The 22,425-nt window shown below is 71.6% G+C and carries 19 protein-coding genes; 9 read left to right on the top strand and 10 right to left on the bottom strand.

Going from position 1 to position 22,425, the window contains the following annotated elements:
- Positions 1 to 86 precede the first annotated feature (86 nt).
- Genes L2K70_RS14300 through L2K70_RS14285 form a run of 4 tightly spaced genes read left to right on the top strand, consistent with a single transcriptional unit; the run spans position 87 to position 6,355 of the window.
- Positions 87 to 1,931, top strand: a complete 1,845-nt coding sequence (locus tag L2K70_RS14300; protein WP_236402853.1) for a methylmalonyl-CoA mutase family protein — start codon at positions 87 to 89, stop codon at positions 1,929 to 1,931.
- Positions 1,928 to 4,126 carry a methylmalonyl-CoA mutase gene (gene scpA / locus L2K70_RS14295; protein ID WP_236402852.1) on the top strand — a complete coding sequence of 733 codons (2,199 nt, stop codon included), beginning with the start codon at positions 1,928 to 1,930 and terminating at the stop codon, positions 4,124 to 4,126. Before L2K70_RS14300 ends, scpA begins: the two co-directional genes overlap by 4 nt.
- Positions 4,119 to 5,141: a methylmalonyl Co-A mutase-associated GTPase MeaB gene (gene meaB, locus L2K70_RS14290; RefSeq protein ID WP_236402851.1), complete on the top strand. Its 1,023-nt coding sequence runs from the start codon at positions 4,119 to 4,121 to the stop codon at positions 5,139 to 5,141. Before scpA ends, meaB begins: the two co-directional genes overlap by 8 nt.
- Before the next feature lie 23 nt (positions 5,142 to 5,164).
- Positions 5,165 to 6,355, top strand: coding sequence for an amidohydrolase (locus L2K70_RS14285; protein WP_236402850.1), 1,191 nt, complete (start codon positions 5,165 to 5,167; stop codon positions 6,353 to 6,355).
- Here L2K70_RS14285 and L2K70_RS21730 read toward each other — a convergent pair.
- Entirely contained in the window at positions 6,344 to 7,483 is a 1,140-nt protein-coding gene (locus tag L2K70_RS21730) for a sensor histidine kinase (RefSeq protein ID WP_236402849.1), read from the bottom strand. The two genes, L2K70_RS14285 and L2K70_RS21730, sit on opposite strands and share 12 nt — an antisense overlap.
- A 115-nt stretch (positions 7,484 to 7,598) precedes the next feature.
- Here L2K70_RS21730 and L2K70_RS14275 point away from each other — a divergent pair, with 115 nt between their 5' ends.
- On the top strand, positions 7,599 to 8,255 hold the full coding sequence (locus L2K70_RS14275) for a Type 1 glutamine amidotransferase-like domain-containing protein (RefSeq protein ID WP_236402848.1): 657 nt from the start codon (positions 7,599 to 7,601) through the stop codon (positions 8,253 to 8,255).
- Between the two features lie 4 nt (positions 8,256 to 8,259).
- Here L2K70_RS14275 and L2K70_RS14270 read toward each other — a convergent pair whose 3' ends face one another.
- The 4 genes from L2K70_RS14270 to L2K70_RS14255 all read right to left on the bottom strand — a co-directional run bounded on the left by L2K70_RS14270 (position 8,260) and on the right by L2K70_RS14255 (position 13,662).
- On the bottom strand, positions 8,260 to 9,564 hold the full coding sequence (locus tag L2K70_RS14270) for an ABC transporter permease (RefSeq protein WP_236402847.1): 1,305 nt from the start codon (positions 9,562 to 9,564) through the stop codon (positions 8,260 to 8,262).
- Positions 9,561 to 10,823: an ABC transporter permease gene (locus tag L2K70_RS14265; RefSeq protein ID WP_236402846.1), complete on the bottom strand. Its 1,263-nt coding sequence runs from the start codon at positions 10,821 to 10,823 to the stop codon at positions 9,561 to 9,563. The genes L2K70_RS14270 and L2K70_RS14265 overlap by 4 nt, the downstream gene beginning before the upstream one ends.
- Complete coding sequence (locus L2K70_RS14260; protein ID WP_236402845.1) at positions 10,820 to 12,343, bottom strand: ABC transporter ATP-binding protein; 1,524 nt, start codon at positions 12,341 to 12,343, stop codon at positions 10,820 to 10,822. The genes L2K70_RS14265 and L2K70_RS14260 overlap by 4 nt, the downstream gene beginning before the upstream one ends.
- 191 nt (positions 12,344 to 12,534) lie before the next feature.
- A complete protein-coding gene (locus tag L2K70_RS14255) occupies positions 12,535 to 13,662 on the bottom strand; it encodes a BMP family lipoprotein (protein WP_236402844.1) in 1,128 nt (375 codons plus the stop codon).
- A gap of 168 nt (positions 13,663 to 13,830) precedes the next feature.
- On the opposite strand from L2K70_RS14255, the gene L2K70_RS14250 reads away from it, so the two are divergent.
- Both L2K70_RS14250 and L2K70_RS14245 read left to right on the top strand, forming a co-directional pair.
- A complete protein-coding gene (locus tag L2K70_RS14250) occupies positions 13,831 to 14,301 on the top strand; it encodes a cytidine deaminase (protein ID WP_236402843.1) in 471 nt (156 codons plus the stop codon).
- The gene (locus tag L2K70_RS14245) at positions 14,301 to 15,584 is read left to right on the top strand and encodes a thymidine phosphorylase (RefSeq protein ID WP_236402842.1); all 1,284 of its coding nucleotides are present in this window, start codon (positions 14,301 to 14,303) and stop codon (positions 15,582 to 15,584) included. Before L2K70_RS14250 ends, L2K70_RS14245 begins: the two co-directional genes overlap by 1 nt.
- A 7-nt stretch (positions 15,585 to 15,591) precedes the next feature.
- On the opposite strand, the gene L2K70_RS14240 is transcribed toward L2K70_RS14245, so the two are convergent.
- Positions 15,592 to 16,044 carry a MaoC family dehydratase gene (locus L2K70_RS14240; RefSeq protein WP_236402841.1) on the bottom strand — a complete coding sequence of 151 codons (453 nt, stop codon included), beginning with the start codon at positions 16,042 to 16,044 and terminating at the stop codon, positions 15,592 to 15,594.
- Positions 16,045 to 16,082: 38 nt separating this feature from the next.
- Here L2K70_RS14240 and L2K70_RS14235 point away from each other — a divergent pair, with 38 nt between their 5' ends.
- Positions 16,083 to 17,168, top strand: a complete 1,086-nt coding sequence (locus tag L2K70_RS14235) for an adenosine deaminase (RefSeq protein ID WP_443689311.1) — start codon at positions 16,083 to 16,085, stop codon at positions 17,166 to 17,168.
- Here the strand turns inward: L2K70_RS14235 and L2K70_RS14230 are convergent, their stop codons facing one another.
- Together L2K70_RS14230 and L2K70_RS14225 are read right to left on the bottom strand one after the other, a co-directional pair.
- On the bottom strand, positions 17,169 to 17,684 hold the full coding sequence (locus tag L2K70_RS14230; protein ID WP_236402839.1) for a hypothetical protein: 516 nt from the start codon (positions 17,682 to 17,684) through the stop codon (positions 17,169 to 17,171).
- A gap of 7 nt (positions 17,685 to 17,691) precedes the next feature.
- The gene (locus L2K70_RS14225; RefSeq protein WP_236402838.1) at positions 17,692 to 18,294 is read right to left on the bottom strand and encodes an ATP-binding protein; all 603 of its coding nucleotides are present in this window, start codon (positions 18,292 to 18,294) and stop codon (positions 17,692 to 17,694) included.
- A 96-nt stretch (positions 18,295 to 18,390) separates the two neighbouring features.
- Between L2K70_RS14225 and L2K70_RS14220 the strand changes: the two genes are divergently transcribed.
- Complete coding sequence (locus L2K70_RS14220) at positions 18,391 to 20,046, top strand: substrate-binding domain-containing protein (RefSeq protein ID WP_236402837.1); 1,656 nt, start codon at positions 18,391 to 18,393, stop codon at positions 20,044 to 20,046.
- Between the two features lie 62 nt (positions 20,047 to 20,108).
- Here the strand turns inward: L2K70_RS14220 and L2K70_RS14215 are convergent, their stop codons facing one another.
- Entirely contained in the window at positions 20,109 to 20,969 is an 861-nt protein-coding gene (locus L2K70_RS14215; protein ID WP_236402836.1) for an aldehyde dehydrogenase family protein, read from the bottom strand.
- Complete coding sequence (locus L2K70_RS14210) at positions 20,969 to 22,420, bottom strand: aldehyde dehydrogenase family protein (RefSeq protein WP_236402835.1); 1,452 nt, start codon at positions 22,418 to 22,420, stop codon at positions 20,969 to 20,971. Before L2K70_RS14210 ends, L2K70_RS14215 begins: the two co-directional genes overlap by 1 nt.
- Between the last annotated feature and the right edge of the window lie 5 nt (positions 22,421 to 22,425).

The raw sequence follows: 22,425 nt of genomic DNA, 5'->3' as shown, positions 1-22,425 counted from the left end.
AGACGGGGATCGGTACCCCCAAACGGTGACCCATCGCACAGTCGTCAGGGTGTCGCCCTCCGTGACGACCGTCCTATTGTGCGGACATGACCGACCGCGATGCCGGCCCTGTCGACGGCGGCCTGGACGAGCCCACGGACCTGCAGCCGGCCGAGGGATCGCTGCGGCTGGTCGGCGAGCGCGACACGTACGACGTCGCGGCCTGGGAGGCGGCGACCGCGGCCGTGCTGCGCAAGGCGCGCCGCCTCGGTAAGGACGCTCCCGACTCCGACGTCTGGTCCGCCCTCACTCGCACCACCCTGGACGGCATCGAGGTCGCGCCGATCGGCCAGCCCGCCGACCTCGACGGCCTCGTCACGAGTGGCCGTCCGCAGCGCACCGGCGCCTGGGACGTGCGTACGCAGCTCGAGGTCGTCGACGAGAAGCAGGCCAACGAGGCGGCCCTCCAGGACCTCGAGAACGGCGCGACGTCGCTGGCGCTGCACCTCGACGGCCACGACTCCCCCGACTGGAACGCGGTGCTGGACGGTGTCCTGCTCGACCTCGCGCCCGTGGTGCTGGACCGGGCCTCGACCGAGCAGGTCGAGGGGTTCGCCGAATTCCTCGAGGGCGTCGAGGGGGCGCTCCACCCGGGCACGAACCTGTCCTTCGACCTCCAGACCCTCGAGATGCTGTCCTACCGGGTCCGCGACGACGAGGTGTCGGCCCGCGAGCTGTTCGGCCCGGTCGTGCGCCGCGGCTTCCAGCTCGGGGTGCGCGCCCTGCTGGTGGACGGGACTGCCCTGCACGACCAGGGCGCGAGCGACGCGCAGGAGCTGGGCTGGGCGATCGCCACCGGCGCGTCGTACCTCCGGCTCCTGGCCGACGAGGGCTTCACCGTCGACCAGTCGGCACGGCTCATCGAGTTCCGCCTCGCCGCGACCGACGAGCAGTTCCCCACTATCGCAAAGATGCGAGCGGCCCGTCGGCTGTGGGCGCGGGTTCTGGAGGCATCCGGCGGCACCGGCGAGATGGCGCTCCACGCCGTCACCAGTCGCCCGATGACCAGCCGCCGCGACCCCTGGGTCAACATGCTGCGCGGCACGGTGGCGGCGTTCGCCGCAGGTGTCGGGGGAGCGGACGCGGTCACCGTGGTCCCGTTCGACGAGCCCCTCGGGCTGCCCGACGCGTTCGGGCGCCGGATCGCGCGCAACACCTCGTCGCTCCTGATCGAGGAGTCGCACGTCGCCTCCGTCACCGACCCCGCGGGCGGGTCCTACGCCGTCGAGAAGCTGACCGACGACCTCGCGATCGCCGGGTGGGCCGAGCTCGGCCGCATCGAGGCCGACGGCGGTTCGCTGGCGGACGCCGCGCGGCTCGCCGTGAAGGCGCGCGTCAAGGAGGTCGCCGCCGTTCGTGACGGACAGGTCGCCGACCGGTCGCGGCCGTTGACCGGCGTCTCGGAGTTTCCGCACCTGGACGAGTCGCTGCCCGAGCGGCCGCGCAAGCCGCACCGGTACTCCCACCACTACGGCTGGGCCTTCGACGACATGCGCGCGCAGCCCGCGGACCAGCCGGTCTTCCTGGCCACGATGGGCACGGTGGCCGCCCACACCGCGCGCGCCACGTTCGCCACCAACCTCCTCGCCGCCGGTGGCGTCGCGGTCGAGGCCGCCGGCGCGACCGACTCGGTGGAAGCCGTGGTCGACGCCTACGCCGGCCAGCGGGTCGTCTGCCTGGCCGGCACCGACGCGGCCTACGCCGAGTGGGGCGCCGAGCTCGTCACGGCGCTGCGCGCGGCAGGGGCGTCGTACGTCGTCCTGGCGGGCAAGCCGGGGGAGCGGACCGTCACCCTGGGAGAAGGTGGCGACGACACGGTTGATGACTGGGCCGCGATGGGGGTCGATGCGCTCGCGTTCCTGGGGCGCGTGCGAGAGGAGCTGGACCGATGAGCATCCCGGAGAACTTCGCGGAGGTCGAGCTCGGGTCGGGTCTCGTGACGGGACTTCGTCCCTCCTCGACCAGCGAGAGCAAGGAGGCGTGGGCGAGCCCGGAGGGGATCGACGTCCTCCCGGTCTACGGTCCCGAGCACCTCGAGGGCCTCGACGGGCTCGACACCTGGCCCGGGATCGCGCCGTTCCTGCGCGGGCCCTACCCGACGATGTACACGACGCAGCCGTGGACGATCCGGCAGTACGCCGGCTTCTCGACGGCCGAGGAGTCCAACGCGTTCTACCGTCGCAACCTCGCCGCCGGCCAGAAGGGACTGAGCGTCGCCTTCGACCTCGCCACCCACCGCGGCTACGACTCCGACCACCCGCGCGTGCGCGGCGACGTCGGCATGGCGGGCGTGGCGATCGACTCGATCTACGACACCCGGACCCTCTTCGACGGCATCCCGCTCGACGAGATGTCGGTGTCGATGACGATGAACGGCGCCGTGCTGCCGGTGCTCGCGCTCTACATCGCGGCTGCCGAGGAGCAGGGGGTCGCGCCGGAGCAGCTCGCGGGGACCATCCAGAACGACATCCTCAAGGAGTTCATGGTCCGCAACACCTACATCTACCCACCGGCACCGAGCATGCGCATCATCAGCGACATCTTCGCCTACACCTCGCAGAGGATGCCGCGCTTCAACTCCATCTCGATCTCGGGCTACCACATCCAGGAGGCCGGCGCGACGGCCGACCTGGAGCTGGCGTACACGCTCGCCGACGGCGTCGAGTACATCCGCGCGGGCCTCGGGACCGGCATGACCATCGACCAGTTCGCGCCGCGGCTCAGCTTCTTCTGGGCGATCGGGATGAACTTCTTCATGGAGGTCGCCAAGATGCGCGCGGCCCGCGCGCTGTGGGCGCGGCTGGTGGACGACTTCGACCCGCAGAACCCGAAGTCGCGCTCGCTCCGCACGCACAGCCAGACCTCGGGCTGGTCGCTGACCGCGCAGGACGTCTTCAACAACGTCGGCCGCACCTGCATCGAGGCGATGGCGGCCACCCAGGGCCACACGCAGTCGCTGCACACCAACGCCCTCGACGAGGCGATCGCGCTGCCGACCGACTTCTCGGCCCGCATCGCCCGCAACACCCAGCTGCTGCTGCAGCAGGAGAGCGGCACGACGCAGATCATCGACCCGTGGGCGGGCTCCTACTACGTCGAGAAGCTCACCCACGACCTCGCCGAGCGCGCCTGGGCGCACATCCAGGAGGCCGAGCGCGCCGGTGGCATGGCCGCAGCGATCGAGGAGGGCATCCCCAAGATGCGCATCGAGGAGGCCGCCGCCCGCACCCAGGCGCGGATCGACTCCGGGGCCCAGAAGGTGATCGGCGTCAACACCTACCGGCTCGCCGCCGAGGACAGGCTCGACGTGCTCCGCGTCGACAACGACGACGTCTACCGCCAGCAGGTCGCCAAGCTCGAGCGCCTGCGTGCCGAGCGCGACGACGACGACGTACGCCGTGCGCTGGACGCGCTGACCGCGTCGGCCGAGCGCGGCCCGGTGGGCGGCGGCTCCCTCGACGGCAACCTGCTCGCGCTCGCCGTCGACGCGGCGCGCGCCAAGGCGACGGTGGGCGAGATCTCCGACGCGCTGGAGAAGGTCTACGGCCGCCACCAGGCCGTCATCCGTACGATCAGCGGCGTGTACCGCGACGAGGCCACCAGGTCCGGGCCCGCCGCCGAGGGGTCGGCCGTCGCGGCCGTGCTCGCCGCGACCGGGGAGTTCGAGGCGGAGGAGGGACGTCGTCCCCGCATCCTCGTCGCCAAGATGGGCCAGGACGGCCACGACCGCGGCCAGAAGGTCGTGGTCACCGCCTTCGCCGACCTCGGCTTCGACGTCGACGTCGGGCCGCTGTTCTCGACGCCCGAGGAGGTCGCCCAGCAGGCGATCGACGCCGACGTGCACATCGTCGGGGTCTCCTCGCTCGCGGCCGGTCACCTCACGCTCCTGCCCGCCCTCAAGCAGGCGCTCGCCGACCAGGGCCGCCCGGACATCATGGTCGTGATCGGTGGGGTCATCCCGCCCGACGACGTCCCCGTGCTGAAGGAGATGGGCGCAGCCGCGGTCTTCCTGCCGGGAACGGTGATCGCCGAGTCCGCGCTCGACCTGCTGGACCGGCTGCGGGAGGACCACGCGGTCGGTGGCTGAGGTGCGAGCGCAGCGAGCCTCGAAGCCTGACGTCCCCGCCCTGGTGCAGGGCATCAGGGAGGGCCGGCGCGCGGCGGTGGCCCGGGCGATCACCCTCGTCGAGTCGTCACGGGCCGAGCACCGGGCCGCGGCACGCGACCTGCTGACCGAGCTGGCGGACTCGGACCTGCCGCCCGCCACGCGGGTCGGCATCTCGGGCGTGCCGGGGGTCGGGAAGTCCACCTTCATCGAGGCCCTGGGCACCCGCCTCACCGCCGCCGGCCACCGCGTCGGCGTGCTGGCGGTGGACCCCTCGTCGGTGCGCACCGGCGGGTCGGTGCTCGGCGACAAGACCCGGATGGCGTCGCTGTCGGTCGACCCCCGCGCCTTCATCCGGCCCTCACCCTCCGCGGGGACCCTGGGCGGCGTCGCCCGGGCCACCACCCAGGCGATGCTCGTGCTCGAGGCGGCCGGCCACGACGTCGTGCTGGTCGAGACGGTGGGCGTCGGGCAGTCCGAGGTGACGGTCGCGGGGATGGTCGACACCTTCCTGTTCCTCACCCTGGCCCGCACCGGCGACCAGCTGCAGGGCATCAAGAAGGGCATCCTCGAGATCGCCGACGTCGTGGCGGTCAACAAGGCCGACAGCCATGGAGGGGACGACCGCGAGGGGGAGGCGCGCGTGGCCGCCCGCGAGCTCGCCGGGGCGCTGCGCCTGGTCCGCGGCCACGCGGAGTGGGCACCGCCCGTCGTCACCTGCTCGGCGCTGACCGGGACCGGGATCGACGACGTCTGGTCGCGCGTCGGGCAGCACCGCGAGCACCTCGGTGCCGACGGGCTCGCGCACAAGCGGGCGGGGCAGCAGCTCGAGTTCACCTGGGCGCTCGTGCGCGACGAGCTCGCCCAGCGGCTGCGGACCTCGCCTGGCGTGGCCGCGGTGCGCGACGACGTACGACGCGCCGTGCTCGCGGGCGAGCTGCCCGCACCCCTGGCCGCGGACCGGCTGCTTGCGGCGTACGACGGTGACGCCGGTTGAGCAGCGCCTAGACTGGGTCGGTCATGCCGTCATCAACCCACACCACAGCCGTCATCACCGAGGTCGTCGACAAGCACACCGACGACCTCGTTGCTTTGCGACGCGACCTGCACGCCCACCCCGAGCTGAGCTGGGCCGAGCGCCGCACGAGCGACGCGGTGGTGAGCGCGCTCGAGCCCGCCGGATGGTCGATCACGCGCCCCGACGGCGGGGGAGTGCTGGCCGAGATCGGGCACGACGGCCCGCTGGTGGCGCTGCGCGCCGACCTCGACGCGCTGCCCATCGACGACCTGATCTCGGACCCGTGGAAGAGCACGGTGCCCGGCGTCGCGCACGCCTGCGGCCACGACGTCCACACGTCCGGGCTCGTCGGGGCCGGTCTCGCGCTCGCCGAGGTCGCCACCCGTGGCCTGCTGCCGGGCCGGGTGCGGCTGCTGTTCCAGCCGGCCGAGGAGGTCATGCCGGGCGGTGCGCTCCACCTGATCTCGAGCGGGGCGCTCGAGGGTGTCTCGCACGTCTTCGGCCTGCACTGCGACCCCAGCCTCGACGTGGGCCGGCTCGGTCTCCGGGAGGGTCCTCTGACGGGTGCCGCCGACTCCCTGACCGTGCGGCTCATCGGCAAGGGCGGCCACACCTCACGCCCGCACCTGACCGAGGACCTCACCTTCGCGCTCGGCAAGGTGATCACCGAGCTCCCGGCCATCCTCAGCCGTCGCCTCGACCCGCGGGCCGGGGTCAGCGTGGTCTGGGGGATGGTGCGCGCCGGGTCCGCTCCCAACGTGATCCCGCACGGCGGGGTCGCGGCCGGCACGGTCCGGATGCTCGACGCGGTCGCGTGGGCGGACGCGGAGCACCTCATCCGGCAGCTGATCACCGCCATCGTCGCCCCCTACAGCGTCACCGCCGAGGTGACCTACCAGCGCGGCGTGCCCCCGGTGGTCAACCACGCGGTCTCGACCGAGCTGCTCGGCACCGCCCTCGAGCGGGTGCTCGGCCCGCACGGCCACGTGTCCACGACGCAGAGCCTCGGCGGCGAGGACTTCGGCTGGTACCTCGACTCCGTCCCCGGTGCGATGGCGCGCCTCGGCACGCGCACGCCCGGCGGGCCGACGTACGACCTGCACCAGGGCAACCTGCGCATCGACGAGGCCGCCACGCCGATCGCGGCGCGGGTGCTGGCCGAGGCGGCGGTCACCGCCCTGTCAGCCGGCTGACCCGTCCTCCGGGACCGTGCCCAGCGGGACGCCGAACGTGAAGGTGCTGCCTCGGCCGGGGGCCGAGACGACGCCGAGCCGTCCCCGCATGAGCTCCGCGAGCTCGCCGGCGATGGCGAGGCCGAGGCCGTTGCCCTGACGGTCGCCGGCGGCGTGCGGGTCGGCCTGGGTGAAGGGCTCGAACAGGCGGGGGAGGTGGTCGTCGGCGATCCCGATACCGGTGTCCGCGACCTCGACGTCCACCCACACGCCGCCCTCGGCGCCCGCCCTGGACGACGCGCGCACGTCGATGCGCCCGTGCTCGGTGAACTTGACCGCGTTGTGCACCAGGGTCCGCAGCACCTGGGCGATCCTCGGGCCGTCGCCGAGGGCCGACGACGGCACCGCGTCGTCGAGCGTGACGGTGAGCTCGAGGTCCCGGGCCTCCGCGAGCGGCTCCGCCCACGCGACGACGTCCTCGACGAGCTCGCGCACGTCGACACGTCGCCGGGCGAGCACGGTGCGGTGCGCCTCGAGCTCGGAGAAGGTCAGGAGGTCCTGCGCGAGCCGCATCAGGCGCTCGGCGGAGCGGTGCACGATCCGGGCGTAGTGCTCGGGCTCGGCTCCGAGGTCGGTCTCCATCAGCAGGTCCGCGGACCCGATGAGCGCGGCGAGGGGCGTGCGCACCTCGTGGCTCACCGTGGCCAGGAACCGGTTCTTGGCGGCGTTGGCCTCGCGGAGCTCGCGCAGCACCCGCTGCGCCTCGGTCGTGTCCTCGGTGATCCCGTGCACCCCGACCACCTCGCCGTCCACCACGACGGGGATCGCCGTGCAGCGGATGTCGACCACCTCGCCGTCCGCGCGCAGCACCCGGGCGTCGACCACCTGCGGCTCGCCCGCGAGGGCGCGCGCGAACGCGTCCTGCAGGAGGTGCACGTCCTCGGGGTGGATGACCTCGGAGAAGTGCGTCCGGCGCATCTGCTCGAGGTCCAGGCCGGTCATCTCGAGGGCGCGCTCGTTGGCGTCGGTGTAGTAGCCACGGCGGTCGACGGAGTACGACGCGTGGGGGTGGTGGGTGAAGAGCGAGGTGTAGCGCTCGCGAGCCTCGACGAGCGCGATGTCGGGTTCCTCCGAGTGGTCTCCAGGCACGAGGCCAGTAGAGCACGACCGGTCGGGCGGGGCTGTCGAATGCCGACCCTCTCGTCCGTCACCGAGATGACATCATGACCGGGTCCCCGGCGACCCGACAGCAGTGGAGGAACCCGTGAAGCTCCTGCTCACCTCCGGAGGCATCACCAACCCCAGCATCGAGTCGGCCATGGTCGACCTGCTGGGCAAGCCGGTCCGCGACTCGCACGCCCTGTGCGTGCCCACCGCCCAGTGGGGGCACCCGATGTGCGGTCCGCTGGGGGCGCGTCGCTTCGTCGCCGGCGGTCCGGACGACATGACCGGCCTGGCCTGGGCGTCCGTCGGCCTGCTCGAGCTCAGCGCCCTGTCGACGATCGGACGCGAGCGGTGGGAGCCGTGGGTGCGCGAGGCCGACGTGCTGCTCGTCGACGGTGGCGACGCCACGTACCTCGCTCACTGGATGCGCGAGTCAGGGCTCGCCGACCTCCTGCCGTCCCTCGACGGGGTCTGGGTCGGCCTGAGCGCGGGGAGCATGGTGATGACACCGCGGATCGGACCCGACTTCGTCGCGTGGTCGGGCGCTCCCGACGACCGCACGCTCGGGGTCGTCGACTTCTCGATCTTCCCGCACGTCGGCCACCCGATGATGCCGGAGAACACGATGGCCGAGGCCGAGCGGTGGGCCGCCGACCTGGGCCTGCCGTCGTACGCCCTCGACGACGACTCCGCGATCGTCGTCGCCGGCGGGCGCGTCGAGGTGGTCTCCGAGGGGACCTGGAAGCAGCTGCGCTGAGCCGCTACTGCTGCTTGTAGGGAACCCCGTCCGCCGCGGGCGGCCGCGAGCGGCCGACGAGTCCTGCCACGGCGAAGATCGTGATGACGTAGGGGAGCATGAGCATGAACTGGCTCGGCACGGGTGAGCCGAGGACCGACAGCACGCCCTGGAGGTTGGAGGCGAACCCGAAGAGCAGCGCGGCCAGGGTGGCGCGGATCGGGTCCCACTTGCCGAAGATGACCGCGGCCAGGGCGATGTAGCCGGCGCCGCCGGTCATCTCCCGGTTGAACCCGGCGACGGACACGAGGCTGAAGTAGGCGCCGCCGAGGCCGGCGATCGCGCCGGCGAGCAGGATCGTGCGGTAGCGGGTGCGGTTGACCTTGATGCCGACCGTGTCGGCGGCCTTGGGGTGCTCGCCGACCGCGCGGACCCGCAGGCCCCACCGCGTGCGGTAGAGCGCCCACGCGACCAGCGCGACGATGACGTAGAGCACGTAGACCACCGCCGTCTGGCGGAAGAAGATCGGGCCCACCAGCGGGATCTCGCCCAGGACCGGGATCGGCACGCGCGGGAAGCGGTCGGGGGAGTTGAGCGACGCGGCGTTGGGCGTGAGCACCTGGCGGAACATGAAGTTGGTCAGTCCGACCACCAGCACGTTGAGCACGACGCCCACGATCACCTGGTCGACGAAGTAGGTGATGGCGAAGAGCCCCAGGACCAGTGCGACCAGCGCTCCGGCCAGGCCGGCCGCCACGAGGCCGGCCCACGGCGATCCCGTCAGCGAGGCGGTGATCGCGGCCGCGAAGGCGCCGAGGAGGAGCTGGCCGTCGATGGCGATGTTGACCACGCCCGCCCGCTCGCCCAGGACGCCTCCGAGTGCGCCGAAGACCAGCGGGACGGCCAGTGCGATGGCACCGCCGAGCAGGCTGACCACGAGGATCCGGCCGTCGGCGGCCGCCCAGCTCAGGAACCCGACCATCCACGCCGCGGCGAACCCGACGGGGATCCACATCGGCTGGGCCACGTGCGCCAGCATCCGCCGCACGGCCTCGGCCGTCAGGGCCAGGCACACCACGATCATCAGCCAGGCGGTCGCGGCGGACGGTACGACGATGTCGGGCAGGCCGGCGAAGTCGGTGTCGGTCGCCAGGCGGAAGGTCGTGTCGCCGGACCGACCCGCGGTCAGCAGCACGATCGCCAGGCCGACGGCCAGGACGCCGAGGATGATCGGCAGCTTGCGCGAGCCCGATCGCTTGGTGGGCACCACCACGGTGTCGGGGGCCAGGCCGCCGCTCTCGGGGGTGGGCTGGTCGGTCGCGGTGCTCACTTGGCCTCCTGGGCGGGGAGCCGGAAGATCGCTCGCACCAGCGGCGGCGCGGCGAGGAAGAGGACGATCAGCGACTGGACCACCAGGACCAGGTCGACCGAGATGTTTTCTTGCGCCTGCATCGTGAACCCGCCGGCCTTGAAGGCGCCGAACAGGAGCCCCGCCGCGAGGATGCCGAGGGGGCGGGAGCGGCCCAGGAGGGCCACCGTGATCGCGTCGAAGCCGATACCGGCGTCGATGTCGGTGGAGACGCCGCTGGTCACCGTGCCGAGCACCTGGTTGACGCCTGCGAGGCCGAGCAGCGCGCCGGCGATGAGCATCACCACGGTGTAGATCCAGCCGACGTTGATGCCCGAGGCGCGGGCCGCGTGCGGGTTCTCGCCGACTGCCCGGATCCGGTAGCCGAGGGTCGAGCGGTTGATCACCCACCACACGACGCCCACGGCGACGAGCGCCAGCACGAAGCCGAGGTGGAGGTTGAACTGGTCGCCCAGCACCCGGGGCAGGATCGCGGACTCCTGCATCGGCGGCGACTTGGGGTTGACCGAGCCGGGGGTCGCGAGCAGCCAGTCCTTGGTCAGCGCCCAGAACACGAGGTAGTAGCCGACGTAGTTGAGCATGATCGTCACGATCACCTCGTGGGCGCCGGTGCGAGCCTTGAGCAGGCCGGCGATGCCACCCCACAGGGCGCCGAACACCATGCCGACGACGATCGCGAGCGGCAGGTGGATGATCGTCGGGAGGCCCTCGAAGCGGAACCCGACCCACGCGGCAGCGCCTCCGCCGATGATCATCTGGCCGCGACCACCGATGTTGAACATCGCGGCACGGAAGGCGATGCCGACGCCGAGGCCACCCAGGATCAGCGGCCCGGCGTACTTCAGCGTCTCGGTGAGGGGACGCCACTGCCTGGCCGGGTCGTCGACGAGGTTGTTGAAGATCGCGCCGCGGAACATCGCGTTGTAGGCGCCGGAGACGGCCTCCCACACGGCGTTGAAGAAGTCGGACGGGCGTGCGGTGACGTAGCCGGCCGTCTCGCGCACGGTCTCGTCGGTCGCGGCGATCATCACCGAGCCCACGAGGACCGCGAGCACGACGGCGAGCACACCGGCGAGGGCGTTGCCCGACGCGATCTCCCTCAGCAGCGACCGCGACCTCGAGTCGTCCGTCGTCTCCGCGTCCTGCGGGCGCTCCTCGGTGACGGTGTCGCCTGCGTCAACCGGCTTCTCGTCGGGCCGGGGCTTGTCTGCGTCGCTCACGCGACCACGTCCTTCACGTCGTCAGGGCGTTCGCCGGTCATCATGAGCCCGAGGGTCTCGCGCGGGGTGTCCGCCGGCACGATGCCGACGACCTGGCCCCGGTAGAGCACCATGATGCGGTCGGCGAGCGCGACCACCTCGTCGAGCTCGGTCGACACCACGAGCACCGGGATGCCGCTGTCGCGGGTCGCGACGATCTGCTTGTGGATGAACTCGATGGAGCCCACGTCCACGCCGCGGGTCGGCTGTGCGGCGACGAGCAGGCGCAGGTCGCGCGAGAGCTCGCGCGCCACCACGACCTTCTGCTGGTTGCCGCCGGACAGGTTGCCGGCCAGCGAGTCGATGTCGCGGGCGCGGACGTCGTACTCCTGCAGCTTCTTCTGCGCGAACTCGCGCAGGGCGCCGATGCGCAGGCTCCCGTTCCGCACGAACGGCGACTTGAAGCTGCGGTTGAGCATCAGGTTCTCGGCGATGGTGAAGTTGGGCACCAGGCCGTCGACCTGTCGGTCCTCGGGGATGAAGCCGACACCGGAGTCGAGGATCCGCCGGGTCGACCTCCCGACGAGCTCGACGCCGTCGAGGACGATCGAGCCGCTGACGTCGTCCTGCAGGCCCAGGAGGGCCTCGGTGAGCTCGGTCTGGCCGTTGCCCTGCACGCCCGCGACGGCGAGCACCTCGCCCGCGCGGATCGTGAAGCTGATGCCGTCGACCTGGGTCACGCCGGCCGCGTCGACGACGCGGAGGTCCTTGACCACGAGGGCGTCGGCGCCGAGCGTGGGCTCCTCCTTGTGCACGACCAGCTCGACCGGGCGCCCCACCATCATCGAGGCGAGCTCGGCGTTGCTGGCCTTGGGGTCGGCCTCGCCGACGATCCTGCCGTGGCGCACGACGGTGATGCGGTCGGCGACCTCGCGGACCTCGCGGAGCTTGTGGGTGATGAAGACGATGGCCTTCCCCGCCTCGCGGAGCTGCCGCATGATGTCCATCAGCTCGTCGGTCTCCTGCGGGGTGAGCACCGCCGTGGGCTCGTCGAAGACGAGAAGCTCGGCGTCGCGGGAGAGGGCCTTGATGATCTCGACCCGTTGCTGCACGCCCACCGGAAGGTCCTCGACGACCGCGTCGGGCTTCACGTGGAAGCCGAAGCGGTCGGAGATCTCCGTGACGCGCGCGCGGGCGGCCTGGACGTCGAGCGAGCCGGCGAAACCGGTCGACTCGTTGCCGAGCATGACGTTCTCGGCGACCGTGAAGACGGGGATGAGCATGAAGTGCTGGTGGACCATGCCGATGCCGGCGGCCATCGCGTCGCCCGGGCCGGAGAAGTGCTGGACGACGCCATCGAGCTCGATCTCGCCCTCGTCGGCCTTGTAGAGCCCGTAGAGCACGTTCATCAGCGTCGACTTGCCGGCGCCGTTCTCGCCGAGCAGGCAGTGGATCTCGCCCGGCTCGACGGTGAGGGAGATCGAGTCGTTGGCCACCACGCTGCCGAAGCGCTTGGTGATGCCTCGCAGGACGAGTCTCATGGCATCGCATCCTAGGGGTCGGAACGGGCGTGCTGGCCGCGGGGAAGGCTAGCCGCTGGAGCGCCCCGGGTCTGGGGTCAGATGTGCCAAACCTGGGTCGGGTCGTGTGGCACAAGCAGAGGGAGGCCGACGGACCGTCGGCCTCCCTCGCGGTGGAGCAGTGGTGCTGGCTGGCTACTACTCGGGGTGGATCAGCCCAGGTAGGAGTTCACCTTGATCGAGCCGTCGATGATGCCGGCCTTGATCGTGTCGAGCTCGCCCTGCAGGTCGGGGCTGACCTTGTCCTCGAAGTTGTGGAACGGGGCGATGCCCACGCCGTCGTTCTCGAGCGTGCCGACGTAGGGCGTGTAGTCGATGTCGCCCGCGCCCGCGGACATGATCGCCTCGTAGGTCGAGACCTTCATGTTCTTGAGGACCGAGGTGAAGATGACGTCCTGGGTGCTCGGGTCGGTCTCGAACACGTCGGCGTCGGCGCCGAGCATGACCACGTCCTTGCCGGAGTCCTCGATGGCCGTGACGGCGCCCTGGTAGATCGGGCCACCGACGGGCAGGATCACGTCGGCGTCCTGGTCGATGAGCTGCTTGGCGGTGTTGGTCGCCGCCTCGTTGGCCTCGAAGCCACCGGTGAAGGAGCCGTCCTTGCCGTCCCAGCCGACGACCTTGATGTCCTTCTTCTTCTCCTTGGCGTAGTACTCCGCGCCCTGCTTGAAGCCGTCCATGAAGATGGTGACGGTCGGGAACGGCATGCCGCCGTAGGTGCCCACGACGCCCGTCTTGCTGTAGTCAGCAGCCGCGTAGCCGGCCAGGAACGCGGCCTGGGCGGTGTTGTAGAGGAGGGGCTTGATGTTGTCCTCGTCGGCCTTGCCGTCGAAGGTCGCGCCGTCGTCGCCGCCGTCGGCGGAGTCGTCGATCAGGACGAACTCGATGTCGGGGTTGGCCGCAGCGGCCTCCTTGGTCGCCGCGGCGAGGGCGAAGCCGACGGTCACGATGGTGTTGCAGCCCTGGCTGACCAGGCTCTCGATGTTCGGGGCGTACTCGTTCTCGCTGTTGGACTCGACCGACTTGAAGTCGGTGCCGAGCTCGTCGGCGGCCTGCTGGACGCCCTCGTAGCTGAGCTGGTTGAACGACTTGTCGTCGAAGCCGCCCGCGTCGGAGACGATGCAGGGCAGGTAGTCCTCGACGGCGGGCGAGGACGAGCTCGAGCTGTTGTCGCTCCCGGTGTTGGTGTCTTCCTCGGGCGCGTCACCACACGCGGCCAGGGTCGCGGCAGCCAGGAGCGCCACGAGGCCGCTCGAGACGACCTTCCTCGTCTTCAACACAATGCCTCCAAATTCGTGCACCCCGGGGGTCGGGGTCAGCGTTCGGGCGTCATATTGCCTCCCCGCTGCCCGCAGGTCACGCAGTTACAGACCACCGAAATACGTCTGTGACATAAAACCTGCGGGACATCTTTCGGCGAAACCTGCCAAAGACCCTCGGTTCGCGTCATGCGCCATAGTTGCGCCGTGGATCAGAAGGACTGGGACCAGCTCAAGCAGGCCGCCGTCGAGGTGATGGGCCGCGCCTACGCGCCCTACTCGCGCTACCCCGTGGGGGCCGCGGCCCTGACCGACGACGGCCGCACGATCGTCGGCTGCAACGTCGAGAACGCGGCCTACGGCGTCGTCCTGTGCGCCGAGTGCGGGCTGGTGTCCCAGCTGCACGCGACCGGCGGCGGACGGCTGACCCACTTCGTGTGCGTGAACGGCGACGGCGACGTGATCATGCCCTGCGGCCGCTGCCGCCAGCTCCTGTTCGAGCACGGCGGGCGCGACCTCGAGCTGTGGACCGTCTCCGGCGTCCGCCCGATGTCCGAGGTGCTCCCGGACGCCTTCGGGCCCGACGACCTTGCGGTCATCGCCTCCACCACCCCCGCCCAGACCACCATGGACCGGACCGACCAGGACGGAGCCAGCTGATGGCCGCCCACGACGCCGTCGAGGTGATCCTCGCCAAGCGCGACAAGCACGAGCTCAGCGACAGCCAGATCGACTGGGTGATCGACGCCTACACCCGCGGCGAGGTCGCCGACGAGCAGATGTCGGCCCTGGCGATGGCGATCCTGCTCAACGGGATGAACCGCAGCGAGATCGCGCGCTGGACCGCCGCGATGATCGCCTCCGGTGAGCGGATGGACTTCTCGACGCTCTCGCGCCCGACCGCGGACAAGCACTCGACCGGCGGCGTCGGCGACAAGATCACGCTCCCGCTCGCGCCGCTCGTCGCGGCCTGCGGGGTCGCGGTGCCGCAGCTCTCCGGTCGCGGCCTCGGCCACACGGGTGGCACGCTCGACAAGCTCGAGTCGGTCCCCGGCTGGCGGGCCGCGCTCAGCAACGAGGAGATGTTCGGCATCCTCGAGGACGTCGGCGCGGTCATCTGCGCCGCCGGCGACGGCCTCGCGCCGGCCGACAAGAAGCTCTACGCCCTGCGGGACGTGACCGGGACCGTCGAGGCGATCCCGCTGATCGCCAGCTCGATCATGAGCAAGAAGATCGCCGAGGGCACCGGCGCGCTGGTGCTGGACGTGAAGGTCGGCAGCGGTGCCTTCATGAAGGACCTCGCGACGGCGCGAGAGCTCGCCGAGACGATGGTCGCGCTCGGCACCGACGCCGGCGTGCACACCGTCGCGCTGCTCACCGACATGGCCACCCCGCTCGGCCTCACGGCCGGCAACGCCATCGAGGTGCAGGAGTCGGTCGACGTGCTCGCCGGCGGTGGGCCGGCCGACGTGGTCGAGCTCACGCTGGCCCTGGCGCGCGAGATGCTCGCCGGCGCCGGTCGCGACGACGTCGATCCCGCGGACAAGCTCGCCGACGGCTCGGCGATGGACGCCTGGAAGAGGATGATCCGCGCCCAGGGCGGCGACCCCGACGCGGCGCTGCCCGAGGCGAAGGAGTCGCACGTCGTCGCCGCACCGGCCAGCGGCACGCTGACCCGGCTCGACGCGATGGCCGTCGGCATGGCGGCCTGGCGCCTCGGTGCCGGCCGGGCGCGCAAGGAGGACCCGGTGCAGGCCGGGGCCGGCGTCGTCTGGCACGCGCGACCGGGCGACGAGGTCACCGAGGGCGAGCCGCTCTTCACCCTGCTCACCGACGAGCCGGAGCGCTTCGAGCGCGCCCTCGCCTCGCTCGAGGGTGGGTACGACATCGGGGACGGCTCGTCGTACTCGCCCGGGGAGATCGTGCTCGACCGGGTCGGCTAGGAGACCCCTACGACAGGAGCAGCACCACGTGCTCGGCCACGCAGGCGGGCTTGTCGTGGCCCTCGATCTCGACGGTGTGCTCGACGATGAGCTGCAGGCCGGTCGGCAGCTCGCGCACCTCGCCGAAGCGGACGTGCGAGCGCAGCCGGCTGTCGACGGGTACCGGGTTGGGGAAGCGGACCTTCTCGAGGCCGTAGTTGAGCCGCGCGCCGGGCGTCTCGAGCTGGAAGACCTGCGAGGCGAAGCGGGGGAGCAGGCTCAGGGTCAGGAAGCCGTGCGCGATGGTGGTGCCGAAGGGCCCGGCCGCCGCCTTCTCGACGTCCACGTGGATCCACTGGTGGTCGAGCGTCGCCTCGGCGAACGCATCGATGCGGGCCTGGTCGATCTCGAGCCACTCGCTGGTGCCGATCTCCTGACCGGCGGCCGCGGCGACGTCCTCGAGGGTGGTGAAGGTGCGCATGGGGCCGAACATAGACCAGGGGCGGGGAGTGCTTGGATGTGCCGGTGAGCACTCCCACCCGTGACCAGGTCCACCGCGCCCCCAAGGTGCTGCTCCACGACCACCTGGACGGCGGTCTCCGCCCGCAGACGATCGTCGAGCTGGCCGCGGAGATCGGACACGAGCTCCCGGCCCCGGATGCGGAGTCGCTGGAGCGCTGGTTCACCGAGTCGGCCGACTCCGGGTCGCTCGTGCGCTACCTCGAGACCTTCGACCACACCGTGGCGGTCATGCAGAACGGTCCGGCCATCGCGCGGGTCGCGCGCGAGTGCGTCGAGGACCTCGCCGCGGACGGAGTCGTCTACGCCGAGGTGCGCTACGCGCCCGAGCAGCACGTCACCGGCGGCCTGACGCTCGACGAGGTGGTCGCAGCGGTGCAGGAGGGCTTCGAGGCCGGGGTGGCCGCGAGCGGCGGCAGGATCGTCGTACGGCAGCTGCTGACCGCGATGCGGCACCAGGCCCGGTCGATGGAGATCGCCGAGCTGGCCGTCGCGTGGCGCGACCGGGGCGTGGCCGGCTTCGACATCGCCGGCGCGGAGGCGGGCTTCCCGCCGACCCGCCACCTCGACGCGTTCGAGTACCTCCAGCGGGAGAACTCGCACTTCACGATCCACGCGGGCGAGGCCTTCGGGCTGCCGTCGATCTGGGAGGCGATCCAGTGGTGCGGGGCGGACCGCCTCGGCCACGGCGTGCGGATCATCGACGACGTCACGGTCCACGACGACGGGTCGGTGGAGCTCGGCCGGCTCGCCGCCTACGTCCGCGACATGCGGATCCCGCTCGAGATGTGCCCGCGCTCCAACATCCAGACCGGCGCCGCGGAGTCGATCGCCGCGCACCCGATCGGGCTGCTGACCGAGCTGCGGTTCCGGGTCACCGTCAACACCGACAACCGGCTGATGAGCGGGACGTCGATGACCGAGGAGATGCACGGCCTGGTCGAGGCGTTCGACTACTCGCTGGAGGACCTGCGCTGGTTCACCATCAACGCGATGAAGTCGGCGTTCCTGCCCTTCGACGAGCGGCTGGCGATCATCGACGAGGTCGTGAAGCCGGGCTACGCCGCGCTCATCGACGAAGCGTGATCAGCGAGGGCTGACCACGAGCCACGGCCGGTCCCAGCCGGCCAGGCGCAGGTTGCCGGCCTCCCACCGCGGGCGCACGACCTCCTGGGTGGTGCCCGACGCCGGCTCGTAGGTGCGGGCTCGGCCGTCCTCGACGGCCGTCACCAGCACGACGTGGCGCGGCAGGAGCCGGTCGCCGACGAAGACCGCGGCCGGCCGGCCCGGGGCGACGTGCTCGAGGTGCGGCCAGACCCGCCTGCCCAGCCGCACCGCGCGGACGTCGTACGGCGTCCCGGTGAGGATGCGCAGCTCGCGGGCCACCGCCCACGGCGGCGTGCCGAGCGCGCGTGGCCACGGCACCTGCCACCCGCCCGCGGTGTCGGCGAGCGAGGTCACCCTGCGGTGCAGGGTCGCGACCTCGTGGGCGAAGGTCGCCTGGTCGCCGACCAGCCCGGCGTAGCGCGGGTGCACGAGGCGGCGCGCCATGACGAGCGCGGCGGCACCGCAGGAGCGGCGGTCGGGCTGCCTCAGGCGCACGGACGGGTCACCGGACCGTCGACGCCGTCAGCTCGGCGTAGGCCTGGTCGCCGGTGGCCCGGCGGCAGCCTGCCCGCAGGGCGTGCCCGACGACCCGCTGCTGGTCGCGCATCAGGGCCAGGCCGCGGCGAACCAGCACCAGCGGGGGCTTGCGGTGCTCGCGCAGGTCGCGGGTGAGCCGGCGCCAGAAGGTGACGAGCGGGTGCTGGGTGATGCAGTAGGCCGCCGCGAGCAGGCCCTCCTCGCGGCAGGTGGTCACCACCTCGGGGGCGAAGATGCCCTCCGCGACGAAGAGGGAGCTGCCGTCGAGGTCGACGGGTCGGTGGCCGACGCGACCGTTCCGGGAGATCTCGTAGACCGGCACGTCGCAGCGGCCCGTGAGGCAGAGCGCGCGGATCGCGGCGAGGGCGTCCTCCTCGTGCCACGAGGCCGGGTCGTCCCAGTCGACCAGGCCGGCATTGGCGCCGACGGTGATGCGGGGGAGCGACGGGTCGTCACCGTCCTTGTAGAAGTCGTCGAGCCGGAGGACGGGGAGGCCGAGCCGCTCAGCGAGCCGGGACTTCCCGGCCCCGCTGGGACCGGCCAGGACGACCACCTGGGCAGCGCTCACGTGTTTCCATCTCATTTCGTCGTTCGGCCACGGCGGTAACGCCTGGACACTAGTCTCGCCCGGACCCCTGATCGAATTTCCTTGTGGGAGGAATTCATGAGTCTGGACGACTCCGCCGTGCCCGGAACCGGGCAGCCAGCGCCTCGCAAGCGAAACGTCCCGCTCGTCGCGGGGCTGGTCCTCGTCGTCGCGCTCGGGCTCGTCGCCGCCTTCACCTTCCTCGGTGGTGACGAGACGCCGGCCCAGGCCGACTGCGTCTCCGAGAAGGTCACCCTGACCACTGCGCCGGTGATGGAGGACCTCGTCCAACAGGCCGTCGAGGACGTCAACGCCGACGAGCCGTGCATCGACATCGTGGTCACCTCGGGCACCGTGAAGGACGTCGTCGCCTCGCTCGCCGACCCCAACGCGAAGCTGCCCGAGATCTGGATCCCCGACAGCCCGACGTGGAAGGGCCAGCTGACCGCGGCCGGATGGACCGGCACCCCGATCGCCCAGGTCCTCGCCCAGACCCCGGTCGGCCTCATCGGCGGTCCCGCGGCCAAGGCGCCCCAGTCGTGGGCCTCCGTCCTCGACGGCGGCAACCTGGCGATGGCCGACCCCAGCGCCGAGGGCGCCTCCGCCCTCGCCCTGCTCGCGCCCTACGCCGAGATGAAGCAGACCGGCGAGACCCCGGAGTCGATCGAGGAGAAGACGGTCCCCGTCGCGCAGACGTACGGCGAGCGCGCGGTGGCCGGCAGCGCCAACGAGACCGACCTGTCGACGATCTCCGCGTCCAGCACCCAGCTGGTCCCCGCGACCGAGGCCGCCTACCTCGCGGCCCGTCGCAGCAACGACCAGCTGAACCTGGTCGCGCCCACGACCGGCGTGCCGATGCTGCGCTACCCGCTCATCGACGTGAACCGCGGCAGCGGCGACATCCTCGCCACGGGCGGCGACCTGTCGGCCCGCGTGGGTCGCGCGCTGACCCGCTGGTTCACCTCCAGCGCCGGCGTCGAGGCGATCGCGGCCGCCGAGCTGCGCGGCCCCGACGGGGCGCCGCTGCCCAACGAGATCGGGCTCGGCGATACCAAGGTGCTCCCGACGGTGGCGCAGAAGACCACCGACGAGACGCTCCGCCAGTGGCGCGTGCTGTCGGTGCCGTCGAGCATCCTGGCCGTCGTCGACCTCTCGGGCTCGATGAAGACCGCCATCGGCGACACCACTCGCATCAAGCTCGCCGTGCAGGCCTCCGAGCTCGCGCTCGACGCGTTCCCGGCCCAGGCCCGCATCGGGATCTGGGGCTTCTCGAAGAACCGCGGCCAGGACGGCGCCTCGTGGGAGGAGTACGCCACCCTCGACCGGCTCGACGCGCCCGACGGCAGCGGCGGCACGCACGGAGACGTCGTACGGGCGGAGGCGGCCCAGCTCGTCGACCGCGTCCGCGGCGGCACGGGCGTCATGGACACCACGCTGGCGGCCTACAAGTACGCGCAGCAGAAGTGGGACCCGGCCTGGTTCAACTCGGTCGTGATCTTCACCGACGGCGCCTCCGACGACACCAGCTCGCTGTCGCTGGACTCGCTGGTCAACCAGCTCAAGACGCTGCGCGACCCGGCCAAGCCGGTCAAGGTGATCATCATCGGGCTCTCGCAGGAGTCCGACACCGGTGAGCTCGACGAGATCGCGACCGCCACGGGCGGCCAGAAGTACGTCGTCAACGACCCCAACGAGATCCTCGGGATCCTGGCGCAGGCCCTGCTCAACCGCTGACGCCCGAACGACGAAGGCCCCCGGAGGATCTCCGGGGGCCTTCGCCATGTGCTGGGCCGCGCTCAGACGCCGATCGGGTGCCAGACGGTCTTGGTCTCCAGGAACCGCGTCATCCGGTCGAGGCCGGGCTCGGCGAGCCAGTCGGTGCCGGGGGCCGGCCGGCGGACGCGCTTGAGGTTGTCGGCCGAGGCGGCCTCGAGGTCGGCGGCGAGCTGGGCGTCCTCGACGCCGGTCAGGTCGATGCCGTTGACGTCCATGTGCGAGGCCAGCCACGGGGCGATCTCCGCGACGGAGCCAGTGAGCACGTTGACGACGCCGCCGGGCAGGTCGCTGGTGGCCATCACCTCGCCGAGCGTGATCGCGGTCAGCGGGTGCTGCTCGCTGGCGATGACGACCACCGTGTTGCCGGTGATGATGAGCGGCGCCACGACGCTGACCAGGCCCAGGAGGGGACCGCGCGGTGCGACGACGGCGATGACGCCGCTGGGCTCCGGGGTCGACAGGTTGAAGTAGGGGCCGGCGACCGGGTTGGCGTTGCCGACGACCTGGGTGATCTTGTCCGCCCAGCCGGCGTACCACACGAGGCGGTCGATCGCGGCGTCGACGTAGGAGCGCGCCTTCGCGGGCGTGATGCCCTCGCTCGCGCGGAGCTCGGCCTCGAACTGGTCGCGGCGGCCCTCGAGGACCTCGGCGATGCGGTAGACGACCTGTGCACGGTTGTACGCCGTCCTGCCGGACCAGCCACCGAAGGCGGCGCGCGCGGCGACGACGGCGTCCCGGGCGTCCTTGCGGGAGGCCTGCGCGGCGTTGGCCAGCAGGCGCCCCTTGGCGTCGTTGACGACGTAGGAGCGACCGGACTCCGAGCGGGGGAACTGGCCGCCGATGTAGAGCTTGTAGGTCTTGCGGACGTCGATGCGGGACATCAGGCGGTCCCTCCGTTCTCGTCGGTCTTCAGGTAGGCCTCGAGCCCGTGGCGGCCGCCCTCGCGGCCGTAGCCGGACTCCTTGTAGCCGCCGAAGGGCGAGGTCGGGTCGAACTTGTTGAAGGTGTTGGCCCACACCACGCCCGCGCGGAGGCGGTTGGCCATCGAGAGGATCCGCGACCCCTTGTCGGTCCACACGCCGGCCGACAGGCCGAACGGGGTGTTGTTGGCCTTCTCGACCGCCTCCGAGGGCGTGCGGAAGGTCAGCACGGACAGGACGGGGCCGAAGATCTCCTCGCGGGCGATGCGGTGTGCCTGCGAGACGCCGGTGAAGACGGTCGGGGCGAACCAGTAGCCGTTGGAGGGGAGCTCGCACGGGGCAGACCAGCGCTCGGCGCCCTCGGCCTCACCGATCTCCGACAGCTCACGGATCTTGGCGAGCTGCTCGGCGGAGTTGATCGCGCCGACGTCGGTGTTCTTGTCGAGCGGGTCGCCGACGCGCAGCGTGGCCATCCGCCGCTTGAGGCGCGTCATCACCTCGTCGGCCACGGACTCCTGCACGAGCAGGCGCGAGCCGGCGCAGCAGACGTGGCCCTGGTTGAAGAAGATGCCGTTGACGATGCCCTCGACGGCCTGGTCGAGCGGGGCGTCGTCGAAGACGATGTTGGCAGCCTTGCCGCCGAGCTCGAGGGTGACCTTCTTGTCGGTCCCGGCGACCGCGCGGGCGATCGCCTTGCCGACCTCGGTCGAGCCGGTGAAGGCCACCTTGTCGACGTCGGGGTGCGAGACGATCGCGCGACCGGTGTCCCCGGCGCCCGTGACGATGTTGACCACCCCGGGCGGGAGGTCGGCCTGCTGGCAGATCTCGGCGAAGAGGAGCGCGGTCAGCGGGGTGGTCTCGGCGGGCTTCAGCACGACGGTGTTGCCGCAGGCCAGCGCCGGGGCGATCTTCCACGCCAGCATCAGCAGCGGGAAGTTCCACGGGATGACCTGGCCGGCGACGCCGAGCGGGGTGTCCCCGTAGCCGGAGTACTTCAGCTTGTCGGCCCAGCCGGCGTAGTAGAAGAAGTGCGCCGCGACGATCGGGACGTCGACGTCGCGCGACTCCTTGATCGGCTTGCCGTTGTCGATCGACTCCAGCACGGCGAGCTCGCGGCCGCGCTCCTGGATGATGCGCGCGATGCGGTAGAGGTACTTGGCACGCTCGGCGCCGGACATCCGCGACCAGACGCGGGTGTAGGCGCGGCGGGCGGCCCTGACGGCCGCGTCGACGTCGGCGTCGCTCGCCTCGGCGACCTCGGCGAGCACCTCCTCGGTGGCCGGGTTGACGGTCTTGAAGGCCGTGCCGCCGCCGTCGACGAACTCACCGTCGATGAACAGGCCGTAGGACGGCTTGATGTCGACGATCGCGCGGGACTCCGGCGCGGGGGCGTACTCGAACACGTTGCTCATCAGGT

It is taken from the genome of Nocardioides potassii, from assembly GCF_021648885.1.
GTDB lineage: Bacteria > Actinomycetota > Actinomycetes > Propionibacteriales > Nocardioidaceae > Nocardioides > Nocardioides potassii.
The sequence above is the reverse complement of the archived record's forward strand: the minus strand, read 5'-3'. Positions and strand labels throughout refer to the sequence as shown.